At 53.1% G+C, this 24,220-nt stretch carries 26 protein-coding genes; 12 read left to right on the top strand and 14 right to left on the bottom strand.

All coding sequences use genetic code 11. The features are described from left to right. Positions 1-7: 7 nt before the first annotated feature. From IPK01_10275 to IPK01_10290, 4 genes are all read left to right on the top strand, one after another. On the top strand, positions 8-577 hold the full coding sequence (locus IPK01_10275; GenBank protein ID MBK7933869.1) for a hypothetical protein: 570 nt from the start codon (positions 8-10) through the stop codon (positions 575-577). 95 nt (positions 578-672) lie between these two features. Beyond that, the gene (gene asd, locus IPK01_10280; protein ID MBK7933870.1) at positions 673-1,713 is read left to right on the top strand and encodes an aspartate-semialdehyde dehydrogenase; all 1,041 of its coding nucleotides are present in this window, start codon (positions 673-675) and stop codon (positions 1,711-1,713) included. An 88-nt stretch (positions 1,714-1,801) separates the two neighbouring features. Continuing rightward, entirely contained in the window at positions 1,802-2,842 is a 1,041-nt protein-coding gene (locus IPK01_10285; GenBank protein MBK7933871.1) for an AI-2E family transporter, read from the top strand. Positions 2,843-2,848: 6 nt separating this feature from the next. Next, positions 2,849-4,141: an adenylosuccinate lyase gene (locus tag IPK01_10290; protein ID MBK7933872.1), complete on the top strand. Its 1,293-nt coding sequence runs from the start codon at positions 2,849-2,851 to the stop codon at positions 4,139-4,141. On the opposite strand, the gene IPK01_10295 is transcribed toward IPK01_10290, so the two are convergent. Together IPK01_10295 and IPK01_10300 are read right to left on the bottom strand one after the other, a co-directional pair. Continuing rightward, a complete protein-coding gene (locus IPK01_10295) occupies positions 4,138-4,542 on the bottom strand; it encodes a hypothetical protein (protein ID MBK7933873.1) in 405 nt (134 codons plus the stop codon). The genes IPK01_10290 and IPK01_10295 overlap by 4 nt on opposite strands. Positions 4,543-4,626: 84 nt before the next feature. Beyond that, complete coding sequence (locus tag IPK01_10300) at positions 4,627-5,013, bottom strand: hypothetical protein (GenBank protein MBK7933874.1); 387 nt, start codon at positions 5,011-5,013, stop codon at positions 4,627-4,629. Between the two features lie 135 nt (positions 5,014-5,148). Here IPK01_10300 and purS point away from each other — a divergent pair, with 135 nt between their 5' ends. The 6 genes from purS to IPK01_10330 all read left to right on the top strand — a co-directional run bounded on the left by purS (position 5,149) and on the right by IPK01_10330 (position 9,828). After that, positions 5,149-5,394, top strand: coding sequence for a phosphoribosylformylglycinamidine synthase subunit PurS (gene purS, locus IPK01_10305; protein ID MBK7933875.1), 246 nt, complete (start codon positions 5,149-5,151; stop codon positions 5,392-5,394). Then, positions 5,391-6,086, top strand: coding sequence for a phosphoribosylformylglycinamidine synthase subunit PurQ (gene purQ, locus IPK01_10310; GenBank protein ID MBK7933876.1), 696 nt, complete (start codon positions 5,391-5,393; stop codon positions 6,084-6,086). Before purS ends, purQ begins: the two co-directional genes overlap by 4 nt. Positions 6,087-6,215: 129 nt before the next feature. After that, the gene (locus IPK01_10315) at positions 6,216-7,511 is read left to right on the top strand and encodes a putative DNA binding domain-containing protein (GenBank protein MBK7933877.1); all 1,296 of its coding nucleotides are present in this window, start codon (positions 6,216-6,218) and stop codon (positions 7,509-7,511) included. Continuing rightward, a complete protein-coding gene (locus IPK01_10320; GenBank protein MBK7933878.1) occupies positions 7,499-8,821 on the top strand; it encodes a hypothetical protein in 1,323 nt (440 codons plus the stop codon). Before IPK01_10315 ends, IPK01_10320 begins: the two co-directional genes overlap by 13 nt. Before the next feature lie 167 nt (positions 8,822-8,988). Beyond that, entirely contained in the window at positions 8,989-9,294 is a 306-nt protein-coding gene (locus IPK01_10325; GenBank protein MBK7933879.1) for a DUF2695 domain-containing protein, read from the top strand. A gap of 6 nt (positions 9,295-9,300) precedes the next feature. Continuing rightward, on the top strand, positions 9,301-9,828 hold the full coding sequence (locus tag IPK01_10330; protein MBK7933880.1) for a GerMN domain-containing protein: 528 nt from the start codon (positions 9,301-9,303) through the stop codon (positions 9,826-9,828). Positions 9,829-9,850: 22 nt separating this feature from the next. On the opposite strand, the gene uvrA is transcribed toward IPK01_10330, so the two are convergent. The 8 genes from uvrA to IPK01_10370 form a co-directional block, all read right to left on the bottom strand. Beyond that, positions 9,851-12,706, bottom strand: a complete 2,856-nt coding sequence (uvrA, locus tag IPK01_10335) for an excinuclease ABC subunit UvrA (GenBank protein ID MBK7933881.1) — start codon at positions 12,704-12,706, stop codon at positions 9,851-9,853. 141 nt (positions 12,707-12,847) lie between these two features. Next, complete coding sequence (locus IPK01_10340; protein MBK7933882.1) at positions 12,848-13,120, bottom strand: hypothetical protein; 273 nt, start codon at positions 13,118-13,120, stop codon at positions 12,848-12,850. Next, on the bottom strand, positions 13,099-13,860 hold the full coding sequence (locus tag IPK01_10345) for a L,D-transpeptidase family protein (protein ID MBK7933883.1): 762 nt from the start codon (positions 13,858-13,860) through the stop codon (positions 13,099-13,101). The genes IPK01_10340 and IPK01_10345 overlap by 22 nt, the downstream gene beginning before the upstream one ends. Position 13,861: 1 nt before the next feature. Continuing rightward, positions 13,862-14,653 carry a M50 family metallopeptidase gene (locus IPK01_10350; GenBank protein ID MBK7933884.1) on the bottom strand — a complete coding sequence of 264 codons (792 nt, stop codon included), beginning with the start codon at positions 14,651-14,653 and terminating at the stop codon, positions 13,862-13,864. Positions 14,654-14,775: 122 nt separating this feature from the next. Further along, a complete protein-coding gene (gene moaC, locus IPK01_10355) occupies positions 14,776-15,246 on the bottom strand; it encodes a cyclic pyranopterin monophosphate synthase MoaC (protein MBK7933885.1) in 471 nt (156 codons plus the stop codon). Next, on the bottom strand, positions 15,243-15,977 hold the full coding sequence (locus tag IPK01_10360) for a class I SAM-dependent methyltransferase (protein MBK7933886.1): 735 nt from the start codon (positions 15,975-15,977) through the stop codon (positions 15,243-15,245). Before IPK01_10360 ends, moaC begins: the two co-directional genes overlap by 4 nt. 2 nt (positions 15,978-15,979) lie before the next feature. Then, positions 15,980-17,182 carry a molybdopterin molybdotransferase MoeA gene (locus tag IPK01_10365; protein ID MBK7933887.1) on the bottom strand — a complete coding sequence of 401 codons (1,203 nt, stop codon included), beginning with the start codon at positions 17,180-17,182 and terminating at the stop codon, positions 15,980-15,982. After that, complete coding sequence (locus tag IPK01_10370; protein MBK7933888.1) at positions 17,179-18,525, bottom strand: M24 family metallopeptidase; 1,347 nt, start codon at positions 18,523-18,525, stop codon at positions 17,179-17,181. The genes IPK01_10365 and IPK01_10370 overlap by 4 nt, the downstream gene beginning before the upstream one ends. Positions 18,526-18,649: 124 nt before the next feature. On the opposite strand from IPK01_10370, the gene IPK01_10375 reads away from it, so the two are divergent. Further along, positions 18,650-19,861, top strand: coding sequence for an acyl-CoA dehydrogenase family protein (locus IPK01_10375; protein MBK7933889.1), 1,212 nt, complete (start codon positions 18,650-18,652; stop codon positions 19,859-19,861). A 680-nt stretch (positions 19,862-20,541) separates the two neighbouring features. Here the strand turns inward: IPK01_10375 and IPK01_10380 are convergent. The 4 genes from IPK01_10380 to IPK01_10395 form a co-directional block, all read right to left on the bottom strand. Further along, on the bottom strand, positions 20,542-21,618 hold the full coding sequence (locus IPK01_10380) for a DUF3298 and DUF4163 domain-containing protein (GenBank protein ID MBK7933890.1): 1,077 nt from the start codon (positions 21,616-21,618) through the stop codon (positions 20,542-20,544). A gap of 127 nt (positions 21,619-21,745) precedes the next feature. Then, on the bottom strand, positions 21,746-22,174 hold the full coding sequence (locus IPK01_10385) for a DUF4440 domain-containing protein (protein MBK7933891.1): 429 nt from the start codon (positions 22,172-22,174) through the stop codon (positions 21,746-21,748). Positions 22,175-22,331: 157 nt separating this feature from the next. Further along, positions 22,332-22,934, bottom strand: coding sequence for a hypothetical protein (locus tag IPK01_10390; protein MBK7933892.1), 603 nt, complete (start codon positions 22,932-22,934; stop codon positions 22,332-22,334). Positions 22,935-23,061: 127 nt separating this feature from the next. Next, positions 23,062-23,601, bottom strand: coding sequence for a hypothetical protein (locus IPK01_10395; protein MBK7933893.1), 540 nt, complete (start codon positions 23,599-23,601; stop codon positions 23,062-23,064). A 45-nt stretch (positions 23,602-23,646) separates the two neighbouring features. Between IPK01_10395 and IPK01_10400 the strand changes: the two genes are divergently transcribed. Continuing rightward, a complete protein-coding gene (locus IPK01_10400) occupies positions 23,647-24,216 on the top strand; it encodes a hypothetical protein (GenBank protein ID MBK7933894.1) in 570 nt (189 codons plus the stop codon). The last annotated feature ends 4 nt before the right edge of the window (positions 24,217-24,220 follow it).

The following is a 24,220-nucleotide window of genomic DNA, read 5'->3' on the forward strand; positions in this document are numbered from 1 at the left end:
CTTTGCGGTGGCAACGACCGGAACTGCAACCGAGACGCCGATAGATGGAGCCGCTTTGCCGGCTCCGCTTCCTGTTGGTCAAGCGCTGCACTTGGCGTTTAACATTTCGACGAATGCACCGTTTACCGGTAACGCGACCGTTTGCTTTGCGGTGCCGACCGTCACGCCTGCGGAATTTGCCGATCTTAAGGTCTATCACCTCGAGGCCGGCGTTTGGGTCGATCGAACGGCTCCGGGCAACGTGTATCCGACGCTGTGTTCATTGACTCCATCGTTCTCGCCGTTCGCGATCGCGAAACCGCTGGTGCCAAGTTCTTCGACCGTCAGCGTCAGTGGACGCGTGCTAACTGCGAATGGTCAAGGGATCAAAAACACGATACTGTCACTCTCGTTAGCAGATGGAACGGTCGTTCGGACGCGAAGCTCGTCGTTCGGCTACTATCGTTTCGACAATGTCGAGTCAGGACAGTCCGCGGTGCTCTCGATCCACTCGAAGCGTTACACATTCGCTCAACCGAATCGTGTGATATCAATTTCCGACGATCTAACAAGCGTCGATTTCATCGCCGAACCGTAGTTGACCCGCGATTTGGCGACGATGGGCGAGCTGTATTTGCGGCTCGTCCTTTCTGTTTTGGCGACACTAGGCTAAAATCTGACCTTGTTAATATTATGGCAAAGGTCTATCGCGTAGGAATATTGGGTGCTACGGGCACCGTCGGACAGCGTTTCGCACAGCTTTTGGAGGATCATCCGCAGTTCGAGATCACGGCGATGGCGGCTTCGGACCGTTCGGCGGAGAAGCGGTACGCTGAGGCGTGTGCGTGGAAGCTGCCGGGCCAGATCCCGGCGAGCGTTCGCGATATCATTGTTCAGCCGATCGAGCCGCCGCTCGACTGCGACATCGTGTTTTCGAGTCTGCCGGGCAATGTCGCACGCGAGACCGAGGAGGCATTTGCTCGTGCCGGTTATCCTGTCATCTCCAATTCATCCGTCTACCGCATGGACGAGGACGTGCCGCTTCTGATCGCTGAGATCAACCACGACCACGTCGGATTGATCGAAAAGCAAAAGGTGAACCGAGGTTTCACAAAAGGATTTATCGTCACCAATCCGAACTGTGCGGTCATTTCATTCGCACCACCACTCGCGGCATTGCACCGAAAATTCGGCATCGAATCGGTCGTGCTGACGACTTTTCAGGCTATCTCCGGTGCAGGATATCCGGGTGTGGCGTCGCTGGATATCATGGACAACGTGATTCCGTACATCGCCGGCGAAGAGCCAAAGGTCGAGATCGAAGCCCAGAAGATCCTTGGAACACTGAAGAACGGCAGCATCGAACACGCAGATTTCACCGTTTCCGCCCAGTGTTTTCGAGTGAATGTGATCGACGGCCACATGGTCTCGGTGCGGGTCGATCTGAAGGAAAAAGCAACCCTTGAAGATGTGGTCGCCGCGATGCGCGAATTCCCGTCGCTCGACCTCCATTCATCGCCCGAGCATTTTATCGAGGTGACAGACGAACCTTCGCGGCCTCAGACGCGTCTCGATCGTGACGCAGGCGACGGAATGACGATAACCGTCGGCCGCGTTTTCCCGGACAACATCTTCGACTATCGCTTCGTCAGCCTTAGCCACAACACCGTCCGCGGAGCCGCGGGTTCGGCGATCTTGAATGCCGAGCTGCTTATTAAGAAAGGGTTGATCTAGCGAGTCACAGGCGGAAATCGGCATTTTGTTCTGATCGTCAAAAATGGCGGAAACACCGAAAACCAGCAAAAGTTTTATTAGCCGAGTAATGATCGTAGTGGCGATGGTTTGCCTGGTCGTACTCGGATCAGCACTGATCTATTTTACGTTCGACGTAATTTTGCTGATCTTCGCTGCGGCCCTGCTCGCAATATTTCTGCACGGACTCGCTGATATTCTGCGAAAGTGGGTTCCGCTCAGCGAAGGCTGGCTGGTGATGCTCGTCGCGGTGTTGTTGTTATTAGTGGTCGCCGGAGCAGTCGCGGTGCTTGCACCTAGTGTGGCCGAACAAGTTCGTGTCCTACGGGTCGAAATTCCAAAATCGGCTCAGAATGCTGGGCAGTATTTATCGCAGTTTGGCTGGGGGCAGACGCTGATCGCCCAACTGCCGAGTGCCGACGATGTAATGGCAAAGCTCGATGCGGCGAGCGTGATGTCGCGTGTCGGCGGATTCTTTTCGTCGACTGTAGGTGCCGTTGGGAATGTCTTGGTCACGATCCTTCTTGCTATCTACCTTGCCAGTGAACCGCGATATTACTCGGCCGGGATCATCCGGTTGTTTCCAAAAGAAAAAAGGGAACGTGTTAGTGAGATACTTAGTTCGATCTACCAAACGCTGCGTTGGTGGCTGATCGGGAAGGCAGCGTCGATGCTGTTTATCGGCGTGCTCACGTGGATCGGGTTGTCGATATTGGGTGTGCCCCTCGCTCTCACGCTCGGGCTGATCGCGGGGCTATTGTCGTTTATACCAAATTTCGGGCCGATCCTGTCGGCGATACCGGCGATTCTGCTGGCGTTCATCGACAGTCCGATCAGCGCGTTGTACGTGCTCGGGCTCTACGGCGGCGTGCAGGTCATCGAGTCGAACGTCGTCACGCCCATCATCGAACGCGAAACCGTCGAACTCGCACCGGCGCTGACCATCATCTTCCAACTCGCCCTCGGAGCAATGATCGGCGGCCTCGGCCTGGTCCTCGCAACGCCGCTATTGGCAATGGTCGTCGTGATAGTTAAGATGGTCTATTTTGAGGATGTGTTGGGCGACAAAGAAGTTCCGATCGAAGCGGTTACGGAAGAGAGTCCGGCATAAAAATTTATGATCGAAAGATATACATTGCCTGAGATGGGTGCGGTTTGGTCGCTGGAGAATAAGTTTCAGAAGTGGCTGGATGTTGAGATCGCCGTGTGCGAAGTTCATGCTGAGGACGGGACCATACCGGCTGAGGCTGTGGAGCAGATCAAGGCCAAGGCGGCGTTTACGGTTGAGCGGATCAATGAGATCGAGAAGACGACCGACCATGACGTGATCGCTTTTACCACGAATCTGGCCGAGAACATCGGCGACGCGGCGAGGTTTGTGCATTACGGGCTGACTTCGAGCGACGTCGTAGATACTGCGAACGCTTTGTTGTTGAAGGACGCTTGCGATCTGCTGCTCGCGAAACTGGATGCGTTGCTCGTGGTGTTAAAACGGCGGGCGTTCGAATTCAAAGACACGCCGCAGATCGGGCGGACGCATGGGATACACGCCGAGCCGACCTCGTTTGGGCTGGTGTGGGCGTTGTGGTATTCGGAAACGCAGAGAAACCGCGAGAGGCTGTTGAAAGCGAAGGAACAGATCGCTGTCGGCAAGATCAGCGGTGCCGTCGGGGCTTTCGCTCATCTGGCGCCGGACGTGGAGGAGCGTGTTTGTGAGCGTTTGGGTCTGAAGGCAGCGGACGTTTCGACACAGGTCATTCAGCGTGACCGTTACGCCGAGTTTCTGTGTACGCTGGCGATAATCGCTTCGACTCTGGAGAAGATCGCCTTGCAAGTGCGGCACTGGCAGCGGACCGAGGTTCGCGAGGCTCAGGAGAAATTCAAGACCGGCCAGAAAGGCTCTTCGGCAATGCCGCATAAGCGGAATCCGATATTGTCCGAGCGTATCTGCGGAATGGCGAGGACCGTGCGTGCGAATTCGATCGTCGGCCTGGAAAACGTCGCACTATGGCACGAACGTGACATCTCGCACTCTTCGGCAGAGCGTATCGTGTTGCCTGATTCCTCGGCAACGCTCGATTACATTCTCGCGAAAACAACTTCGTTGCTCGACACGCTGATCGTTTATCCCGAGAATATGCTCAAGAATCTCGACCTAACACGCGGCCTTGTATTCAGCGGCCAGCTAATGCTTGCTCTCACGCAAAAAGGCATCAGTCGCGAAGACGCCTACGCCTGGACACAGCGAAACGCAATGAAGGTCTGGGACGAAGGCGGCGTGTATGTTGAGTTGGTAACGAAAGACGCGGACATCTCTTCGCACCTTTCGGCTGATGAAATCGCCCGCGTCTTTGATCTGAAACATTACCTGCGCAATGTTGAAACGGTGTTTGGTCGGGTATTTGACTAATTCGACCATTTATCGGCCATGTTGCCGATGATCGGGAGCTTGAAGATCTGGCCCTGAAATCCTTTGATGCAAGCGATCACAAGTCCAATGACCCAAACGAGCACGAAAAGCAAAAAAGCGATGTAAACCAGAAAGATCAGAACTACCAATGCCGGCATTTGCGAAACTGCCACTATCGCCATAACCACAAAGACCGCGATCACAAAGATGATGGTAGCGACGACCATTATCGCCGAATGCAGTAACGACTGAATAGCATGAAAGCGTGGAAGTTTGTTGGTCTTGTCAGTGGCAAGTACGCCAATACTAACGATCAAGTGGCAAAACAGGACCGGAACGTATGCGAGGCCGGCCGCGACATTTGCGTCTAATCCGAAAGCCGATTTTCCTGATTCATTCATAACTATTTTCTCCATCAAAATTAAAACAGGCCCTTGCTACAGCCCGTAAGGCTGAACACAAAGGCCCTTTGCTAAAACCAAGTGTTAGTTTGACCAGTTATCAGCCATTCCGCCGATGATAGGCAGCTTGAAGATCTTGCCCATAAATCCTTGAATGCAGCATATGATCGTAGCCACTATCCAGATCAGGAATGTACCGATGTATACCAAAGCCCCAAGTATCGCTAAAAGACCAAAGTCTGCGGCAGCTCCGACACCGACGATCGCGATACCCGCAACGTATCCAACGATAAGTACGCCGATAAGCAGTAGAGATTGGAATGCTGAGAAGCGTGCGAGTTTATTGGACTTATCGGTAACGAGAATAATGATGCTCATTATTAGGTTGACACCGCATATCGGTAGGTAAGCGAGTCCGGCTGCGACATTCGCATCAAGTCCGAGTGCGGATTTTCCATCAGTGTTTTGCATAATTTTAAGTGTTCTCCTTTAGAGGGTTTTGATTTGTAACGATTGCATGAAGCGAAATTTACGTGAAATTTACCATAAGACTTTGATTTATACAACGTAGTGCGTAACAATCTAGAATTTATTTTGGAGCTCGATATGAAAGCAAAGGTTTACGTCACACTCAAGCCCAGCGTGCTCGATCCACAGGGCAAAGCCATCCATCACAGCGTTGCCTCGTTAGGCTATAAAGGCATTAGCGATATCCGCCAGGGCAAGTACTTTGAGCTGTTGGTCGACGACTCGATCCCGCTCGATGTCGCCCAATCAAACATCGAACGGATCGCCAATGACGTTCTTGCAAATCCGGTCATCGAAGACTTTCGCGTGGAGGTGGAAGCGTGAAGTTTGGCGTAATTGTATTTCCCGGTTCCAACTGCGATCACGACGCTTATCACGTTCTCTCCAAGCATGTTGGACAGCCTGTCGATTTTGTCTGGCATCAACAGACCGATCTGAGCGAATTTGACGCGCTCATCGTGCCCGGAGGCTTTTCGTACGGCGATTATTTACGCGCCGGCGCGTTAGCTCGGTTTTCGCCGGTAATGCGGTCCGTCAAGGAATTTGCCGCCGAAGGCAAGTTCGTTTTCGGCATCTGCAACGGCTTTCAGATCCTATGCGAGGCCGGCCTGCTTCCGGGTGTCCTAATGCGAAATGCTGGGCTCCATTTTATCTGTAAGCACGTCAATCTGCGGGTTGAGAATGCAAACACCCCGTTTACATCTGAGGTAGATCCCACGAAGGTTCTTTCGATCCCGGTCGCTCATGCCGAAGGCAATTACACCTGCGACGACGTCACTTACCAACACCTCGAAGAGAACGGCCAGATCGTCTTTCGCTACTGCGACGAGAACGGTGAAGTCACCGCGGAGTCAAACCCAAACGGTGCTCGTTCGAACATCGCCGGCATTTGCAATCTCGACCGCAATGTCATGGGAATGATGCCCCACCCCGAACGTGCCTGCGAAGAACTCCTCGGCTCAAACGACGGCCGCGACATCTTTCGCTCGCTAACGCACGCTATAAATCAAGGGTGATTTACTTTTCCCTCTTTCGGTGTTTCAATAGAATTGTTTGAAAATTTACACCAGTAATGCTGTTCCACATGCGGCATTCGGGCGGCGATACGTGGCCGTCTTTTACATAAATCGCACGTTCAAACACTGATGCCGCGAAGGAAATTTCGTCATACACAGCGTTTTGAGTCTTCGGGTGACAGCACCTTTCAGGAATATCTTTTAAATCAACCAACACAACAGACAACGCGGTCCGAGCTGCTTCGTCTGATCCGCGGAGGCGAGGACACGTACCTTGAGCTCAAGGTCAAGCTGTCGAACTCGGAGCGGATCGCGCAGGGCATCGTCGCGCTCGCGAACACAGACGGCGGGACGATCATTTTCGGCGTCAACGACCAGCTCCGGATCGAGGGCGTTTCGAATCCCGAATGGGTTCAGTCCGAGCTTGCACGCATCTGCCGCGAAGAGATCGTGCCGCCGCTTGTTCCTATGATCGACACGATGGCATTTGACAGCGGAAAACGCATTGTCGCTCTCGACGTCGACGGCAAAAAGCGGCCATACCGGACAAAGGACGGCCGTTTTTATCTGCGGATCGGTGCTGAGAAACGCGAGGTTTCGCGTGACGAATTATCTGGCTGGCTCGACGAGATCAGGCCGCTCGGATTTGAGAATATACCTTTGCAGACGGTGACCGAGGATGATTTTGACGACGCTCTGCTGTGGTCATTTGCGAGCGGATTTGATGATAATGCCCCGAATCTCGCTCTGTACAACACCAGCGATTTTCTGCGCAAGGACCTGCTGCTTGCGGTCGGCAATGTGGACGATTTCTTCCCAACGGTCGCCGCTGTTCTATTATTTGGCAAGGACGAGCGCGTGGCTGAACTGCTGCCGCGTTCGAATGTGACGGTTGCCAGGTTCTCAGGCTCGAACGGTTCTGCACAGCTGATCGAGGCGATCGAGGTCAAGGGAAATCTGCATTCGCAGTACGAGACGATCATGGCGTTCGTCAAACGTTACACCGATCTCGGAAAGGAGCGGCCAAAACGCAAACTCGAACTCGTCACAGATTCAGTCGTTCAGGCTCGGGCAAATTATCACTTTTACTCGATCTCAGAGGCGATCATCAACGCCTTGGTCCATCGCGACCTCGCCCTGCGTGAGATACGAACAAGGATCAACATCTACGACAACGCCATCGAATTTATTAACCCACGACGGACCAATGGCTTTAATCCGCCGGCTTCACGTGCCATCCGATACGGCATCACCCAACGCCTAAACCCGCAGATCGCGGCGATATTCACTCGCCGCGAATACGGAGTCAACGCCCCGCACGGCGGCCTGCCGATGATCCTTCGGCAGTCGAACCGCTTTTCGGGCCGCAAACCCGAGATCTACTTGGCGGGCGATGAGTTCAAATTGAAGATATGGGCGGCGTAACGAGACTCGAATCAGGAGTCGGGAGACCGGACTCGTGGCTCGCCGGCCACATATTGCGTTGGCTGCTATCGGTCGCGGCGGCGGCCGTCTACTTCTTTTCCAATCCCAATCCTCAGAGTTATTACGATTACACATTTCGCGTTGCGGAGAACTTTCTTCGCGGATCGATCGGATTTGCCGAAAAGCGGCCGCCGTGGCTGAATGAGTTTGTGCCGTTCGAGGGCGAATGGTACTCGGTCTTTCCGCTTGGTGCTGTGGTATCGATGATCCCGGAAGCGGCGTTAAAGATAGCCGGGATAGTGACACAGATGCCGGGTGCCTGGGTTGCGGCGATCCTGGCGGGAATTATCTGTTATTTTCTGCTCAGCATCGCTGAAAAATACGACACATCGGCGACTCGCCGGATACTTCTGACCTTTGCGATCCTGTTCGGCACGTTTATGTGGACGAACCTGACGTTCGCGGGGGCGTGGCAGCTGGCACTTGGGTTCGCGATGGTCGGGCAGCTCGGGGCGATCTATTTTACCGTTTATGACCGGAGGCCGTTGTTGGCCGGTCTTTTCTTCGCACTGGCATTTGGTAACCGGACAGAGAATTTGTTGACCGCACCGGTGTTCATGTATCTATTGTGCCGTGCCGAAGAACCGGAGAAATTGAGTTTGGGAGAAGAAGAGAAGGGATCAGGCACCGAAGCGGTAAAGACCGGCTTCCAGGGGGCTTCACCTTTCAAGATTCGAGACTTGAGCCTATTTTGTGCAGTACCTTTCGTGCTTGGCATCTCGACGTTGATCTATAACTACGTACGTTTTCATTCATTCACCGATTTTGGCTATTCGCGGATCCCGGGAGTTTTGGATGAGCCATGGTACAACCACGGAATATTCTCTGTATGGTACCTATTTCGACAGGCGTGGGAAATGCTTTTCAAAATGTGGAACTGGAGCGAGACTTTCCCCTACATCGTGCCGGATGGATTCAGCTCGTCAATTCTCTTTAGCAGCCCGTTTCTGCTGCTGATCTTCCGTAGGGGTGCACGCGACAGAGTGCTCAAACTCGCGTCGTGGTTTTCGATCGTGATACTCACTTTTCTTCATTGGACGCACGGAAATTCGGGCGGATGGCAGTTCGGTTATCGATATGCGATGGTGCTGCTGCCGTGGATCTTTGTCATCATGTTAGAGAATGGTAAAAGGCACCTTACGCCGCTCGAATGGTCGCTGATCGGCCTGTCGTTCGTTGCCAATGCTTACGCGACTTGGGTCTTTCATTGGACCAATTATCTGGAACGATGGATCTCGGGCGATGTTTGAGTACCGGGCAGGTCCCGATATTGAATACCGGTCATTGCTGAAAGGAAATACCAAAAAACTGATAAACGATAACTGACAACTGATCAAGAGCGCTTTCGCAGCTATCAGTTATCATTTAATTTAATAGATAACCGTTGATTCGAAACAGGTGAATGGATTTATAAATTATGGCAATTGTACGTAAAAGACAGATCGAAAATCTAGAGCAGATGAGCGGTGAACAGCTTGAGGCATTTTTGGACCTGATGCCCGCGAGACAAGAATCCGTCAGTCAGATGCTCGATTACGTCGAGGACGAACTCTACGAGACCGAGTGCGATCACAGCCTGCGTCACTCGATGCGGTTCATGATGAAAAACGGCCTCGATTTCCCAAAACTCACCAACTGGCTCAACGAAAATGGCGGCTACTGCGACTGCAAGGTAATGGAGCAGATCGCTCCGCTCTGGCGTGCAACATTTGGAGACGATTAGAAGACTATGAAGACGATGCTTTTGATGTGGATGGTACTGATTTTTTCAGGAGCGATGTTCGCACAGACCGCCAAGACGATGACGATCAACGTCTATCTGTCTAATGAAAAGTTAAACCCGAACATCGACGATTGCAACAAGGTGTTTCCGGTCACACGTAAGATACCGAAGACGACAGCAACTGCAAAAGCCGCACTCACTGAACTTTTCAAGGGCCCGACCAAAGCCGAAGAAGCGAAAGGTTACAGCGGTATGTCAGCTGCCGAGACTGACGGCATACTCAAAAGCATTAACGTAAAAAACGGAGCGGCATACGTCAATTTTACTAGCCGCGTGACTGTACAAATGGGCAACGCGACCACTAGCTGCGGCGGCGGCCAATATTGGGGAATGTTCGACAAAACCCTGATGCAGTTCCCGACGATCAAAAAAGTCTACTACGCGGTCGAGGGCAACACTAACGACTTTTACGAGTGGGTCCAAGTCGGCGAATGCCCGTTCGGCAAACATTGCGCAAAAAGCAACTTCAAATAGGCTCGCCGCAACCGGCATCAGACTATTTCAAGTAGGTTTTGAGATATTGCCCGGTAAAAGATCCCTTCACAGTAGCAACATCCTCAGGCGTGCCCGTTGCGACGATCTGTCCGCCGCCGGTGCCGCCTTCGGGGCCGAGGTCGATGACCCAATCGGCGGTTTTGATGACGTCCATGTTGTGCTCGATGACAAGGATGCTGCCGCCGTTGTCGATGAGTGCACGGAACGCGGTCAGAAGTTTGTTGATGTCCTCGAAATGCAAGCCGGTGGTCGGCTCGTCGAAGATGAAGAGCGTGCTCGATTTTGTTTTTAGTGCGAGATGCGACGCGAGCTTGACGCGTTGGGCTTCGCCGCCGGAGAGCGTTGTGGCCGATTGGCCGAGACGCAGGTAGCCGAGGCCGACCGAGTCGAGGACCTTGAGCTTGGTGGTCAGTTTGGCGACGTCTTTGAAAAAGAGAAGGGCCTCGCGGATCGTCATGTTGAGGACCTCATGGATGTTCTTGCCCTTGTGTTTGATATCGAGGATCTCCTGCTTGAACCGCATCCCGCGGCAATCTTCGCACGTCAACTCGACATCCGCGAGGAACTGCATCTCGATCGTTACTGTCCCTGAACCTTGGCATATCTCGCAGCGTCCGCCGGGGACGTTGAACGAAAAATGCGACGCGTTGTAGCCCTTTGTCTTGGCGGCGTTGGTCGCGGCGAAGACCTCGCGGATAGCGTCGTACGCCTTGATGTACGTCACCGGGTTCGAACGCGGTGTCCGTCCGATCGGCGATTGATCGACGAGAATGATATCGTCGATATTCTCACCGCCCCTTATTTCCTTGAAAAATCCGACATGGCTGTTCCACTCGCCGCGTTTTTTCTTGAGGCCGGCGTAGAGAACGTCGTGGACCAGCGTCGATTTGCCCGAGCCCGAAACGCCCGTCACGCAAACCAGCATTTCGAGCGGAATCTCGACCGAAACATCGCGAAGATTGTGTTCGCGCGCACCGATGATCTCGATCTTTTCTTTGGTTATCGGGCGGCGTTTCTGCGGCACCTTTATTTCGGAATCGCCGCGAAGATACTTTGCTGTTAGAGAAGTCTCGCTCTTTAACAACGCTTTGAAATCGCCTTCGAACACCAGATTTCCGCCGAATTCGCCCGCGAATACGCCGATGTCGACGATATGATCGGCGGCACGCATCGTGTCTTCGTCGTGCTCGACAACGAGCAAAGTGTTGCCGATGTCGCGTAGGTTTTCGAGGATCTTGATGAGCCGCGAATTATCACGCGGATGCAGGCCGATGCTGGGTTCATCGAGGACGTAAAGCGTGCCGACGAGAAGCGAGCCGAGATTTGTCGCGAGGTGTATACGTTGAGCTTCGCCGCCCGAAAGCGTCGCCGCGAGGCGGCCGAGCGTCAGATAATCAAGACCGACCTCGACCAGAAATTTCAAACGCCGGCGGATCTCAAGAAGTAGTTTATCGGCGATCTGCGAACGTTCGCTGTCCATTTCGAGCTTGTCGAAGAAGGTTTGCGAATCGGCGATCGACATCTCGATGATCTCCGGCAGCGAACGCATCCCGATCTTTACATCGCGTGCGGCTTGGCGCAAACGCTCGCCGTCGCAATCAGGGCATTTCGTGTAGCCGCGATATTTGGCGAGGAATACGCGGACGTGGAGCTTGTATTTCTTTGTTTCGAGAAACGTAAAAAAGCCTTTCAGTCCGCGCCAGCCTTCGTCGCCGTAGATCACGCAGTTCTGCTGATAGTCAGGCAGATCGGCGAACGGTTCGGTCATGTCGATATTTGCGGACGCGCAGTATTTCACCAACTCTTTCTGTGCCCAGGCATGAGTCGGTCGCGTGAAAGGCTCGATGGCACCTTGCTTGAGCGACAGTAGCGGATTCGGAATCACAAGTCCGTAATCGATCCCAATGGTATTGCCAAACCCCTGACAAGTCGGACACGCACCAAACGGTGAATTAAAACTGAAAAGGTGCGGCTCAGGCTCTTCGTAACGCGTGCCGTCATATTTGCAGATAAACCGGTCGGAGAATTTTAACGGCTTTCCGTCGGTCGTTTCGATGACCGCCGCGTGGCCCTCGCGGAAACATATTTCTAGTGAATCCACTAGGCGTTGGCGAATGTCTTGGGCCGCTTTTAGGCGGTCGATGAGGACGTATGTGTTGTCGAAATTATCGAAGGCGTAATCCTCAGGCTTTTGCAGCTCGATCATTTCGCCGTCGCGGAAGAGGCGGGAAAAGCCTTGCTGGAGCAGGGAAATGAGAAACGCCTGGGTGCTTAAGTTTTGGTTTTTTTTATCAGCCGAGCCCTTACTTACGTGCGTGCTTCTGACACCTTTGCGAGCGGTGCGGACAAGTTCGCGGGAAACTTCTTCTTGAATTGGAAACAAGACATAAAAGCGCGTGCCTTCGTCGAGCGACGCGAGAATCTCGTCGGCAGCGGATTCGGGCGAATCTTTTTTTACCTCGCGGCGGCAGACGTGGCAGATCGTGGTGCCGGCACGGGCGAATAGCAGCCGCAAATAGTCGTAGATCTCGGTCTGCGTGGCGACGGTCGAACGGGGATTTTTTGTCGCGTTCTTTTGCCGGATCGCGATCGCAGGTGAGATGCCTGTGATCTCGTCAACGTCCGGCTTGTCCATCCGTTCGAGAAACTGACGGGCGTATGCCGACAGCGATTCCACGTATCTCCGTTGTCCTTCGGCATAAAGCGTGTCGAATGCGAGCGAAGATTTGCCGCTGCCCGAAACACCGGTAATGACGGTTAGTTTGTTGACCGGGAACGAGACCGAGATATTCTTGAGGTTATGCGTGCGGGCACCGCGTACGACGATCTGTTCCTCTTTTGTTTTCGCAGCGTGCATAGATAAGATATTCGAGCCTGACGCAAACGAGTATTTTACCAAATCGATGCGAGTTGAAGAAGCCTGCATGTTAGTAAGGGCGTAACATTCGAGTTGAGTGTAACGCACTTACTGACGTTCGGGCTTTGGCATTCTTTGGACTTACCAGCGAACATCGTATTGACCGAAATTGTCACGCCAGGTGTCGGTTTCGTCGTATTTTAGGATGGGAATGGTGCCTTCGAGAAGTATCTCAGTATCCGGGTCGCGGCGGAGGCGATATGAATAGCCGCTCGGCGAGGCGACGGTGAGCACTACAAGGCCCTCGTCCATTTTTGACACGGCCGCGAATCGCCAGTCCTTTTTCGAACGCACCACGAGCCGCGAGCCGGTGACGAGCGTATCAAGCCTGACTAGATTTTCGGCAGTTTCCACTGTTTTTGGTATTTCTTGTGATCTTCTTCGGTCAATTGAACAAGATATGGATTCTTTGTCAGCGAAGCCCAAGCCACGATCCGTTCGACATTTCGGCGTTCCATTGCCGTACAGCCGTCGGTCGCCGTGTTCTGATCTTTCCAGACGTGCATAAAAATACACGATCCTTTACCTTTCACGACCGGAAACGAATTGTACGCGACAAATATGCCGAGCCCGTATTGGTCGCCGATCGACAGCATTTTCTCCGATGATCTCCAATCAAAATTGCCAACCTGCATGCGGTTGACGATGCGGTTGTAAAAGTTCGATCGGGTGTCGTCGACACACTCCGTATATTCCTCGAGTTTGGTGTATGGAAGCTCAAGTTCGCTCGGCTTCGTGCTCGTCCCGAAGGACGAAGTGAGCGGGAATAACCCTGCCGGAGCGTTGCCGTCACCTTCTTGTTTGACCTTCGTTGCAGCGGTTTGCCGGGGCGATTCGTCGCCCCAAGCCAGGCCTTTTGAACCGACGACGACAGGGAACTCATCACCAACGGCCTTCCATTTTGACTTTGCGTCTTTTCGCTCGAATAGACGGGCTGTTCCGGTTATGGCGTCCCAGCTTTTCGTGGTCACAACCACCGCTTGGAGCGAGCTTTCGAACGGTGCTTTGACTGCCGGAGTCTCCGGTGTTTTGACCTGTGCGGTCGCGGCTATCGCAATCACAGCTGAGAGAGTTAACGCACCAAGAAATTTCATTCTAATCCTCAAATACAGAATCGCTCACGGCATTTTTGCCGCCGACCGCATAAAGTCTGAGGCCGAGCGAGATCATTACGACCGAGATCACGAACCAGACGAGCACCCAAACGATTCCGGGAATTCCGGTCGCGGCGGCCATATTGGCGGCGTCCGTGTGCTGATCGGACGAGGCTGTGACGACAAAGAGGTCTTTTAAGCTAAAGAACGCATTGAGCAAACACTGGACCGAGAGAACCGCGAGTGCGAAATGCGCCCAGCGTATCGGTGCATATCGCGCAATGGCAAAGAGGCCGCCTGACAAGACCACTCCGGACAACACTGTGAAGGCAACTCCGACGACCGTCGCAGTCGAGAAAAACGTCCAAAACGGCAGAATAAGCCCAAAAACGATAGTCATCGCTCCGACAAGGCCACCGGAAAAGTACAACGCGGCTCGCGGCGATTTTCCAAACCTGATCCATGCAAGCAATGCAGTACCAAAAGCCGTCGCTACGAGATATCCGGCACTAGAGATGAACAACCCCGATAGCCCTGAACCGCTCGACCATACCGCTACGCTCGTGTCAGGCGAAACCGTCAGGCTCGTGACCGCATTTCCGGTGATCAACGCCGCCAGAGCGTGGCTGCTCTCGTGAATGAACGTCGCAAAAAGCTGCAGCGGATATGCGATATATCCAAAGATCGGAAAATACCACGCGATCGCCCACAGGGCAATGCTCATGACCGTTGCCGCGATGAGCAGCTTAAATTGCGGTTTGACGTCTTCGGCGAGCTTGTAATTTATCGGCATAAAAACTCCTTAACTTTCCTACAAGCGAATACGACTATTGTATGCGAAAGTTCGTGGAATGTCTCTAACTTTAGTCGGTTAGCGTGGGTCCTCAGTTCTAAGATTCTAACCAATGCAATAGATTACGGACGACTGACAAAGTCAGACTTTCCACCGGTTTTCGATTCCAGCTTAATATCTGAGATCACGATGTCCTTCTGAACGGCCTTGCACATGTCGTAGATCGTGAGTGCTGCGACCGAGACCGCAGTCAGGGCTTCCATTTCGACGCCGGTTTGAGCGTTCGTGACAGCCTCGGCTGTGATATTGACGCCGTTTTCGCTGAATTCAGCGGTCACATTGACCTTAGACAAATTGATCTGATGGCAAAGAGGTATCAGCTCAGAAGTGCGTTTGGCGGCCATGATCCCCGCAATTCTGGCAATTTCGAGCGGATCGCCCTTTGGGTTGCGGGAAGTTTGCAGAGTTTTAAGAGTTTCAGAGTTAAGTAAAACCTTTCCGGACGCGACGGCTCGGCGCGTGGTCGTTTCTTTGTCGGAGACGTCGACCATTTTTATCTTACCCGCATCGTCAAAATGTGACAGTTCGCTCATTGTTTTTTTGCCTCGAATATCAGAGTGTTGCCGCCGAGTAGGACTTCGTTACTATTTAGCTCGTTGGCCCAGCGGCGTCGGCGTTTTGCCTCGGACGAGAACCGTGTCGAAAGCCGAATCAACGCCGTCAGCGGCAGGAATCGCCACGAATTTTTCTTTTCCTTATCCAAATGCAATTTGAATTCGCTGAGTCCTGACTTCTCAAGCAAGTACCGCATTTCGGAATAGCCGATCGGATTGATGTGAAACGCGATCTCCTCCATCGAACCGACGATCTCGACATACTCAGCCTGCACATCACTCGACAGCGGTTTGAAGTGTGACGTGTAGCCGGAGAAAAGCCAACGCAACCGTTCCTCGATGTTCATAATATTCGGCACCGAAGCGATCAGCGTGCCGCCGGACTTGAGCACTCGCGAAAATTCGCGTATCGCGTTCGCCGGATTTTCGATGTGTTCGAGTCCTTCGATGCAGACGATATAATCGAACGAATCGTCCTTGTAAGGCAGCTTGCCGTCAAGGTCACCTTTAAGGATCTCGACGTTTTCGAGCTGGAATATCTCAGGATAAAGGTCGGCACACGACACCTCAAATCCCATCTTGATCAAGCCCTCAGCCAACGCCCCACGCCCAGAGGGCACGTCGAGAAGTCGGCCGCGAGGCATCGGGCCGAGTATTCTCTCGACGGTCTCATATATGGCCGGATGGGCCATGGCGAATGGAATTTCCATTGTTAAAGATAGAGTATCTTGGCGACCGAGCCTTTTGCCAATTCAGCGCCTTGCGGCACAAGGACCAATGCCCGGGCGCGCGAAAATCCGACAAAATCAGACGACCCGGACCATTTTAACGGATGTGCGATCAACTGCCCCAATTCGTTGGTCGAAAGACCGGCGGGCAGATAGGTGTCGCGTTCCCTTGCCCCGCGGGTGTCGGTTGCGAGGACGGCAGAACCGTTGTCTGCCGATGGGTCGGCCGCTTTCTGCATTTGCAGTAACGCCTGCCGTACGAACAAGTGAAACGTGACCGCCGCCGAAACGGGATTACCTGGCAAACCGAAGACCAAACATTTGCCGAGGCGGGCAAAAACCGCGGGTTTACCGGGCTTTAGCCTGACCTTTTCAAAAAATAACTCGGCCCCAAGCTCGGAAAGTGCAGTCTTCGTGTGGTCGTATTTCCCGACCGAAACGCCGCCGGTGATCACCAAAATATCCGTTCGCTTTGCCGCTTTTGAAATATGGAATTTCAGGTCTGAGATATCATCTTTCGCGATCGGCAGAATCGTCGCCGATCCGCCAAACTTGCGGCTCAATATCTCCAGCATTGCTGAATTTGAATTGCGTATCTGATCGCGTCCGGGCTTGTTGCTTATTTCCACGATCTCGCTGCCGGTGCCGAGTATGGCGACTTGCGGTTGCTTTGCGACTTTGACCTTTGCATAACCAAACGCGGCGATAGCGGCGATCATGTTTTCGGTGACCACCTCGCCCGCCCTGAAAATAGTCTCGCCTTTTTTGATCTCATCTCCCTTGCGGATGATGTAGCGGCCCTTTTCGGTCGGTTCGAGTATTTCGACAGAGCGTTCATTGTTCAGCCGAGTCAGTTCGATCTTTTGCACCGCGTCGGCACCTTTTGGAACGGGTGCTCCGGTCATGATCGCGACGGCCTGGCCGCGTAATAGTTCGTGATGCCAGCCGCGTCCGGCGGCCGATTCGCCGACGAGATCGAGCGTGACCGAAGCATTCAAAGTGTCTTTTGCAACTACCGCATAACCATCCATCTGCGAGCGATCGAACGGCGGCAGATCGCTGTCCGCGACGATCGTCTCGGACAGCACGCGTCCGACCGCATTGGCGATCGTGATGCGTTCTGAGCCAAGCGAACCGGTTTCTCGCGTGATGATGTTTTGTGCTTTCTTAACGGCGATCATCGTCATTTGATCAAATAAAACTCCGTCTGACGCGGCCGTATGAATTTATAGCCGGCTCCGCTCATCACAGCGTCGTCTTCGGCCATGATCGTTATCTTTTGGCCCGCCCATTCGGCTAGAGGCATCGAGGTATTTAGCTCGATCGAGGTGAACGAGCCGAGCCGAAACCGTTCTTCAGACCCGGTGATCGCACGGCGAAAATCGATCGACGCTCCGAGCCCATGGCCGTGATTGCCGATCGGATGCGAATAGATCATCGCCTCGATATTGCGGCGTTTCATATCGGCCATTGCTGCGTCGTAAACCTCAGTTCCCGTCATACCGACACGTGCAACGGCAAATATCGCGTCCTGCAGGGCGTTCGTATTTGCCAGAGCCGTCTTCATTCCGGCCGGAACGTCACGTTCCCCCTTTTGCAGCACATAGCCGTGTTTTTGCCAATCGGTCGACAGTCCCATGTAATTGAGGCCGCAATCGATATGTATGAGGTCTCCGCGTTCGATAACGGTAGCTTCGTCGGCGACCGAGAGGAACTGCTGGCTTGTCGTACTCGCTTTTGAGCGACGCTGTATCCGCAGGTCAGGCTGAAACCAGGTCGTCAGCCCAAGGTTGCTGATCTGCTGCAAAAACCACCAACGTACATCGCCGACAGTCGTCTTGCCGGGCGTAATGACCTCGTTCGAGAATGCACGCCGCGTCAGAATGTCGGTTACAAGGACGGCCGCTCGGTAGTGTTCGAGTTCCTCAGGCAACCTCGTATCAAAAAAATCGCTAAGGAAATTCGCTGCCGGCACAAATTTCTTTTCGGTCTCGGCTCCGAGCGTTTCAGCGAGCATCTTGTACGATGCCTGTGATAGGCCGTTCTGCTGGCCTCGCGGTCCGCTCATATTGAGGGCGATGTTTTTCGGAGTGTATTTAGCGATCGTCGCTCGCAGAGTTTCGCCTAGTTTGTCCCGCGAGACGCTGACCATCTGATAGTGGTTTTTCAGACGCTCCTCGGAATATCTTACGATCGCTATCTTCTCAAGCTTTTCGCCTGTGTCCGCAAAAATGAAGAAATCGCGGCTGCCGACCATCGGCATCGGCGGCACGATATACTCGGTCGCCGGATCGCTGTTAAATTCTTCGTTGACGACGATCCACATCGCGATGCCGTGTTTTCGCATCATCGGCAGCAGCAGTGTGTCGAGCCGTTTCTTGAGCCATGCTTCGCGGACGTTCATCTGCTCGAGCTGCGAGAGCAGTCTCGGCATTTTGGGGATGGGCTCGTTCGAACGGTTCTGGGCGGCAAGAAACTGAGCAAACGCGGCGACACAAATGACCGTAAATATTAGCTTTCGTATTGACATAGGTGAGGCGAATGAATCGCGAGCGTTTAGCGGAAATATCATCGAAATGATAGACTGATGCTTTGAATTTACGAGGAAAATTCTATCATACAACCCTAAGTAAGCGAGGAAATTAAACACCGTGATCGACTTTGAATTATCAGAAGAACATATTGCATTGCAGAACACCGTTCGCGAGTTTTGTGCGGGCGAAATTGCTCCAAACATCAAGGAATGGGACGAAAAGGCCTATTTCGAGCCGTCGGTATTTAAGAAGATGGCCGATCTTGGCCTTATGGGAGTGTGTATTCCCGAAAATTACGGCGGAGCCGGTTTTGACTACGTCGCACTTGGCCTCGTTTGTGAGGAACTCGAGGCATGCGATACGTTTCTGCGTGTGGCGATGTCGGTCCACGTCGGGCTCAACAGCCTCAGCGTATATTCGTGGGGAACCGAAGAGCAGAAGCAGAAATACCTAGTCCCGCAGGCCCAGGGCGAAAAACTCGCCACATTCGGACTGACCGAACCGAACGCCGGCAGCGACGTCGTCGGCATGAAATCGTACGCACGCCGCGACGGTGACGACTGGATATTGAACGGCGAAAAGATGTGGATCTCGCTCGCCGACGTCGCTGACAATTTCCTCTTTTTCTGCTGGACCGATCCTGAGAAGCAGAAGGTCCGCGATCACAGCGGTCTTTCGTGCTTTATTGTGGAACGTACCATGCCCGGATTTTCGAGTGGCACGCTGCACGGCAAACTCGGCATTCGTGCCGGCAACACGGGCTACTTCTCGCTGCAGGACGTTCGGGTTCCGGCGGCGAATATGCTCGGCCAGGAAGGCGAAGGATTTAAGATCGCAATGTTCAGCCTCGAGAACGGCCGTTATACGGTCGCCTCAGGTGCTACGGGCGTTATCCGTGCCGCACGCGACGCTTCGGTCGCGTACGCCAACACACGTGAGGTCCAGGGCCAGACGATCGCCAATTTCCAGCTCGTCAAACAGAAGATCGCGAACATGGAAGCCGACTATCAGATGGCACATCTGCTGTGGCTGAAATGCGGCTATCTCAAGAACGAAGGCAAACCGTCGGCGCGTGCTGCGAGCCTCGCCAAATGGCAGGCTACCATTCGCAGCGAGACCGCCGCATCAATGGCGATCGAGGTCCACGGTGCAAACGGCTACACCAATGACTATCCGGTCGAACGCTATCTGCGAAATTGTAAGGCCGCCGTCATCTACGAAGGAACCCGCGACATCCACACCTTGATGCAGGCGGATTGGGCTTTGGGTGCGAAGAAAGAAAAAGCCGCGAGGGTCATCCTCCCGCCGTATGCAGCGTCGGCGAGTGCCTAACGCAAATTAGCCCACTTGGGGCCGAGTACTGAATGAGAAAGCCGCTTCGATGCTCTGAAGCGGCTTTCTTTTTTTGTCCATCCGTTATGCCATCCGGCTTTACTGCCAGCCGTAGACAATTGCCTCCGCTTTTGTCCCGAAATGTGCGTTTTTGGGGGTGGACCAAACGTGTGTTTTTCACCTCACGTTCAAATTGTGGTACGTACCACAATTTGATCAACAAAATTGACGAAAATGCCGTAACAATGCGTTCTGCGACAGTTTTTAAGGGGCCTGGCGACAGTGTTTTAGGGGGCTTGCGACAGTAAAATACAGGGTCTGCGACAATAAAAAGCGGTCTTGCGACAATACAAAAATCACGTCATAAAGACTGTCGCAGGTTTCCGTTGCCTCCGTTGTTGTCCAGATCAAAGAAAAATCCCATCACTGTCCAACATTCCCATTCAAAAGTGCGATCTCCAACATCCCATCGCCGTTCCACTTCGCACCCATCGACTCCAAACACCCATCCGCCTAAATTCGCTCCACACTCTTATCGCGAAGATCGGTCTTTCAAGAACTACAACGAATTGGGGAAAGCTCCGCAATCATTACAATTTGACCTGTCGAACGACAAAGAAAAGGCGGTTGCGAAACTAATTCGCAGCCGCCAATTCTATTTCCGATGAAGATGGTCCTTGCTACTTCGACTTTGCCAATGCTCCGTCGGGCTTGGCGATGTCCTTTAGATACGAGTAAGGGACGATGACGGTCTGCGGGCCGTAGGCGTAGGCGGCGACCTGGTAGGCCGGGAACGTGATCAGGAGGCCTTTTTTGGTGATGTTCCAGTTGGAGTAATTGTCGGCGGTCGGTTTGACGCCGTCGAGCCAGATGTCCTGGGCGATGCCCATATTTTCGCCGCTCTCAGGGTCTTTGCGGTTTTGCAAATCTTTTGTCGCATAGTCGGCGATCTTGGCGAGGTATTTCGCACCGGGCTTAAAAAGGTCGGCGAGCTTAACCTGGCGGCCGGCTTTCAGATCGTATGTGAGTGTGGTTGTGCCGCTGTTCGGATGGGCTCCGCCCTCGAATGTGCTCTCGGTAAAGTTGACGCTGATGAGATCTTCGTCGGCGTATTCGATCCCGTAGCCGACGTCGATGTAGTTGCCCATACCGGGACCGATCATCTTGACATCGGCGGCCGTCAGCGAATTCATGTCCTTTCGAAATCCCGCAAGAGCTTTCGTTACCTCGGCCTTGGCAAGAGCGTTAAATCCGGCGGCGTTAGCATTGCCGGTCAACTCGGGATACTCGGCCGAAAGGGTCGCTTTTTTGGGCTTCATCGCTTCTTTGATCTCGCGGGTCGTGATCTTGGTCGTCGTGAAATCGATCATCTGCTGCCACGCGTAAAATCCAAGGCCCTCATCCTTTTGCCCCGGTTTGAGCCACTCGCCCTCGAGCATTGCGCCGGACGCATTCGCTTCCTCTTTCCATTTACCTTTTAACGAGCCGGTCTGTTTGCCCGCCGCGGTGGACTCCTGCAGCGTAAAGCTGCCGTCCGCGCCGATCTTACCGCTAAGTTTCAAACGGTTCGCACTGCCCGACTTACGATAGTAATAGTCGCCCGTGAGGTTTTCGCCGTCACGCGTCAAGGCGAGCTCGACCTTTGCCTCGCCGATCATCCCGCTGAACAGAGTGACCGATCTCTGTCCAAACGCAGAGAAAACAGTTCCCAAAACCAACAGAGCAACCGCTCCGAATCCTAAAACCTTGCTTTTCATTTTCAATATTTCCTTAGTGTGGTAGACATAGAACGCTTTTGAAGTTACCACGCGGCAAAGCGTTGCACAACAACACGATAAAACATCGCAAAGAGTACGAAAGAAAATGAGCGGGCACGGGCTAATATCATTCGATCGGCGGTGATATTTGGCTGCCGTGGTGGGCGACGATCTGCCATTTGCCGCTGCGTTTCATCCAGATGTGTGTGCTGCGGAATTGCATATTTCTGACGCCCTCGACAGTGCCGCGGTGCGTCATTATCGCGGTGCTGCCGTGGATCGTGACCTTGTAATCGTCGGACTTGACCATGTCGGAATTGGCGGTGATCCCGGCGAGGTACTGGGCCTTGGTCTCGATCTCGCCGCGTTGGGTGGTGCCGACGTAATCGTCAGCGACGTAGGCTGCGGCCGCCTTTTTGTCGCCCTTAAGCTCGGCGAACGTCCACGCCTTGTCCATCCGGATCAGCTTGTCCTCGACGCTGCCTTTCTTATACTGGCCAAAGCCGATCGATGATATCCCAAGCAACAAGACAACGGCAAAATAGATGTGTTTCATACTCATTGATCTCCGAATGCCCGATCGATCTCTATCCATAATTTATATAACGGAACCGGATAAAGACCAAACCCTTACTGCGGCCGGGATCGCTCAATCAAACAAAAAAAAGGCTGCCCGGATCGGACAGCCTTCTTCATTAATGATGAAGATGAATTTACAGCTTCTTGACGCTATCGAGAAGTGCCTTGGTCTGAGCCGCGTATTTTTCTAGGCTCGATTTGTCAGCATAGATGTTGGCAAGAACCGGTTTTTTCGGCGACTTGATGACGGTGAGGTTCCACACAACATCAGCACCATCATTCGTGGCAGTTCCTGTCAGCGAAATGGCTTCCATACCGTTAACGTCACGCTTTTGGCCTTCTTTCGAATCCATCTTGACGTTCTTGAGATAGTTGTCGATCTCAGCTCCGGCGTCAGCCATCAGCTTTTCATAGTCGCCGTCTTTCGGAACGCTAAAACGAACGTCAACGCCTTCGTCTTCGCTCATCACGATCGTGTCTTCGCCGTCTTTGCTGAATTTGAAGCCTTTAGGCACGGTGATCTGTATGCCGGCCTCTTCGATCTTGATGACCTGGCCGTCAGCCGCAGGTGCATCAGCCTTGGTTGCCGGTGCCACCGGGCTAGCCGTGGTCGCGGTTGCAGGTGCTGCGTTCGCAGGCTTTACAGCGTTAGTGTTGTTGGCGGCAGGTGCTCCGCAAGCCGAAAAAAGTGCAGCGGTTGCCGCTACGCTCAGTGTTAAAATTACGTTGGTTCTCATTGTTGTTCTCTTTCCTTTTTTATTAGTATTTTCGGACACTCCGGTATATGTCCTAATTGCCATTTGGCAAAGAGCAAATACTAGCATTTTTGTAGTGTATTGCAAGCGAATAGGTGCACTCTTAATACTATTTCGCCGCCGGATTTGCACCGCTGGGTTTGACGTTGTCGAACGTCGGGCTCTGATTGGTCATTTTCCACTCGCCGTTCTCTTTGACATACACGACTTTGAATCCGTTCGGGTAGATATTGCTCACGATCTCAGCGACCGCTTTATCGCCCGTGATGACCTCATTCTTGGTGCTGCAAGGACCGGTCGGTACGTCGTCCTCAAGAAATTTGAGCAGCGATGCGGTCTTGTTTTCTTTCATCTGCTGAGCAAAATTTGTGAGCGTGTCAGCCGAATAGACCTTTCGAACAGCCACCTCGTCCTTCTTCAACAGCGCGTCGCACAGAGCTTTGTAAACAGGCGAAAGCGTCGGTGCGTCGTTTGTGGTCTGTGCCGGAGTCGGCGTAGTCACGGCAACGGCATTTACCGGGCTCGCGGTGTTAACTTTTGGAGCATTGACATTGCCGTTCCCCGCATTGTTTGCAGGCGTACTGCCGCAGGCGGCGATAAATATCGAAAAGATAATGATTGAAAAAATAGCTAAAATATTGAGTTTCATGTCGGTCGTTCTCCTAAAATTGGCGAAGCAACGAGTATAATAAATTTGAGAAAGATGAACAAAACTGCTCAAACTGAATTTCACCGTCTTTTCCTGATCGAAAGCCTGCCCGATCCGCTCACGCACGCCAGCAGCCATCTGCAGATATTCGATAACTACATCGAAAACACGCGGATACGTCTGCGTCTGATGCGCGATCCATCATCAAACGTCTGGACCCGCATACTGCAGCAACGATTTGCGATGGACGACGGCGATCAGGCCGTAACCAAGCTCGCAGAGATACATCTCAATGACGCCGAGTACGCGGCATTTGAGCGGTTTCGCGGCCGTGAGATCCGCAAGAATCGGTACTTTCACGAGTTCGATCGAGTTATGTGGGCATTTGATTTTTACCTCGGCGAGCCGCGTGGGTTGAATATCGCGAAGATCGATTTTGATTCGTATGAGCAGATGATAGAGTTCACACCTCCGCCTTTTGCACTGATCGAGATCACGGGCGATCCATTTTTTGCGGGCGAGAATCTGGTGACGAAAAATTACGTTGAAATAAGGGCCGAGGTCGAACGGATCGGTTCGCAGCTGCCGCCGGTTTCGGAGATGCCCGACGAATAGAATG

The sequence above is a fragment of the Acidobacteriota bacterium genome (assembly GCA_016713675.1).
Classification (GTDB): Bacteria; Acidobacteriota; Blastocatellia; order Pyrinomonadales; family Pyrinomonadaceae; genus OLB17.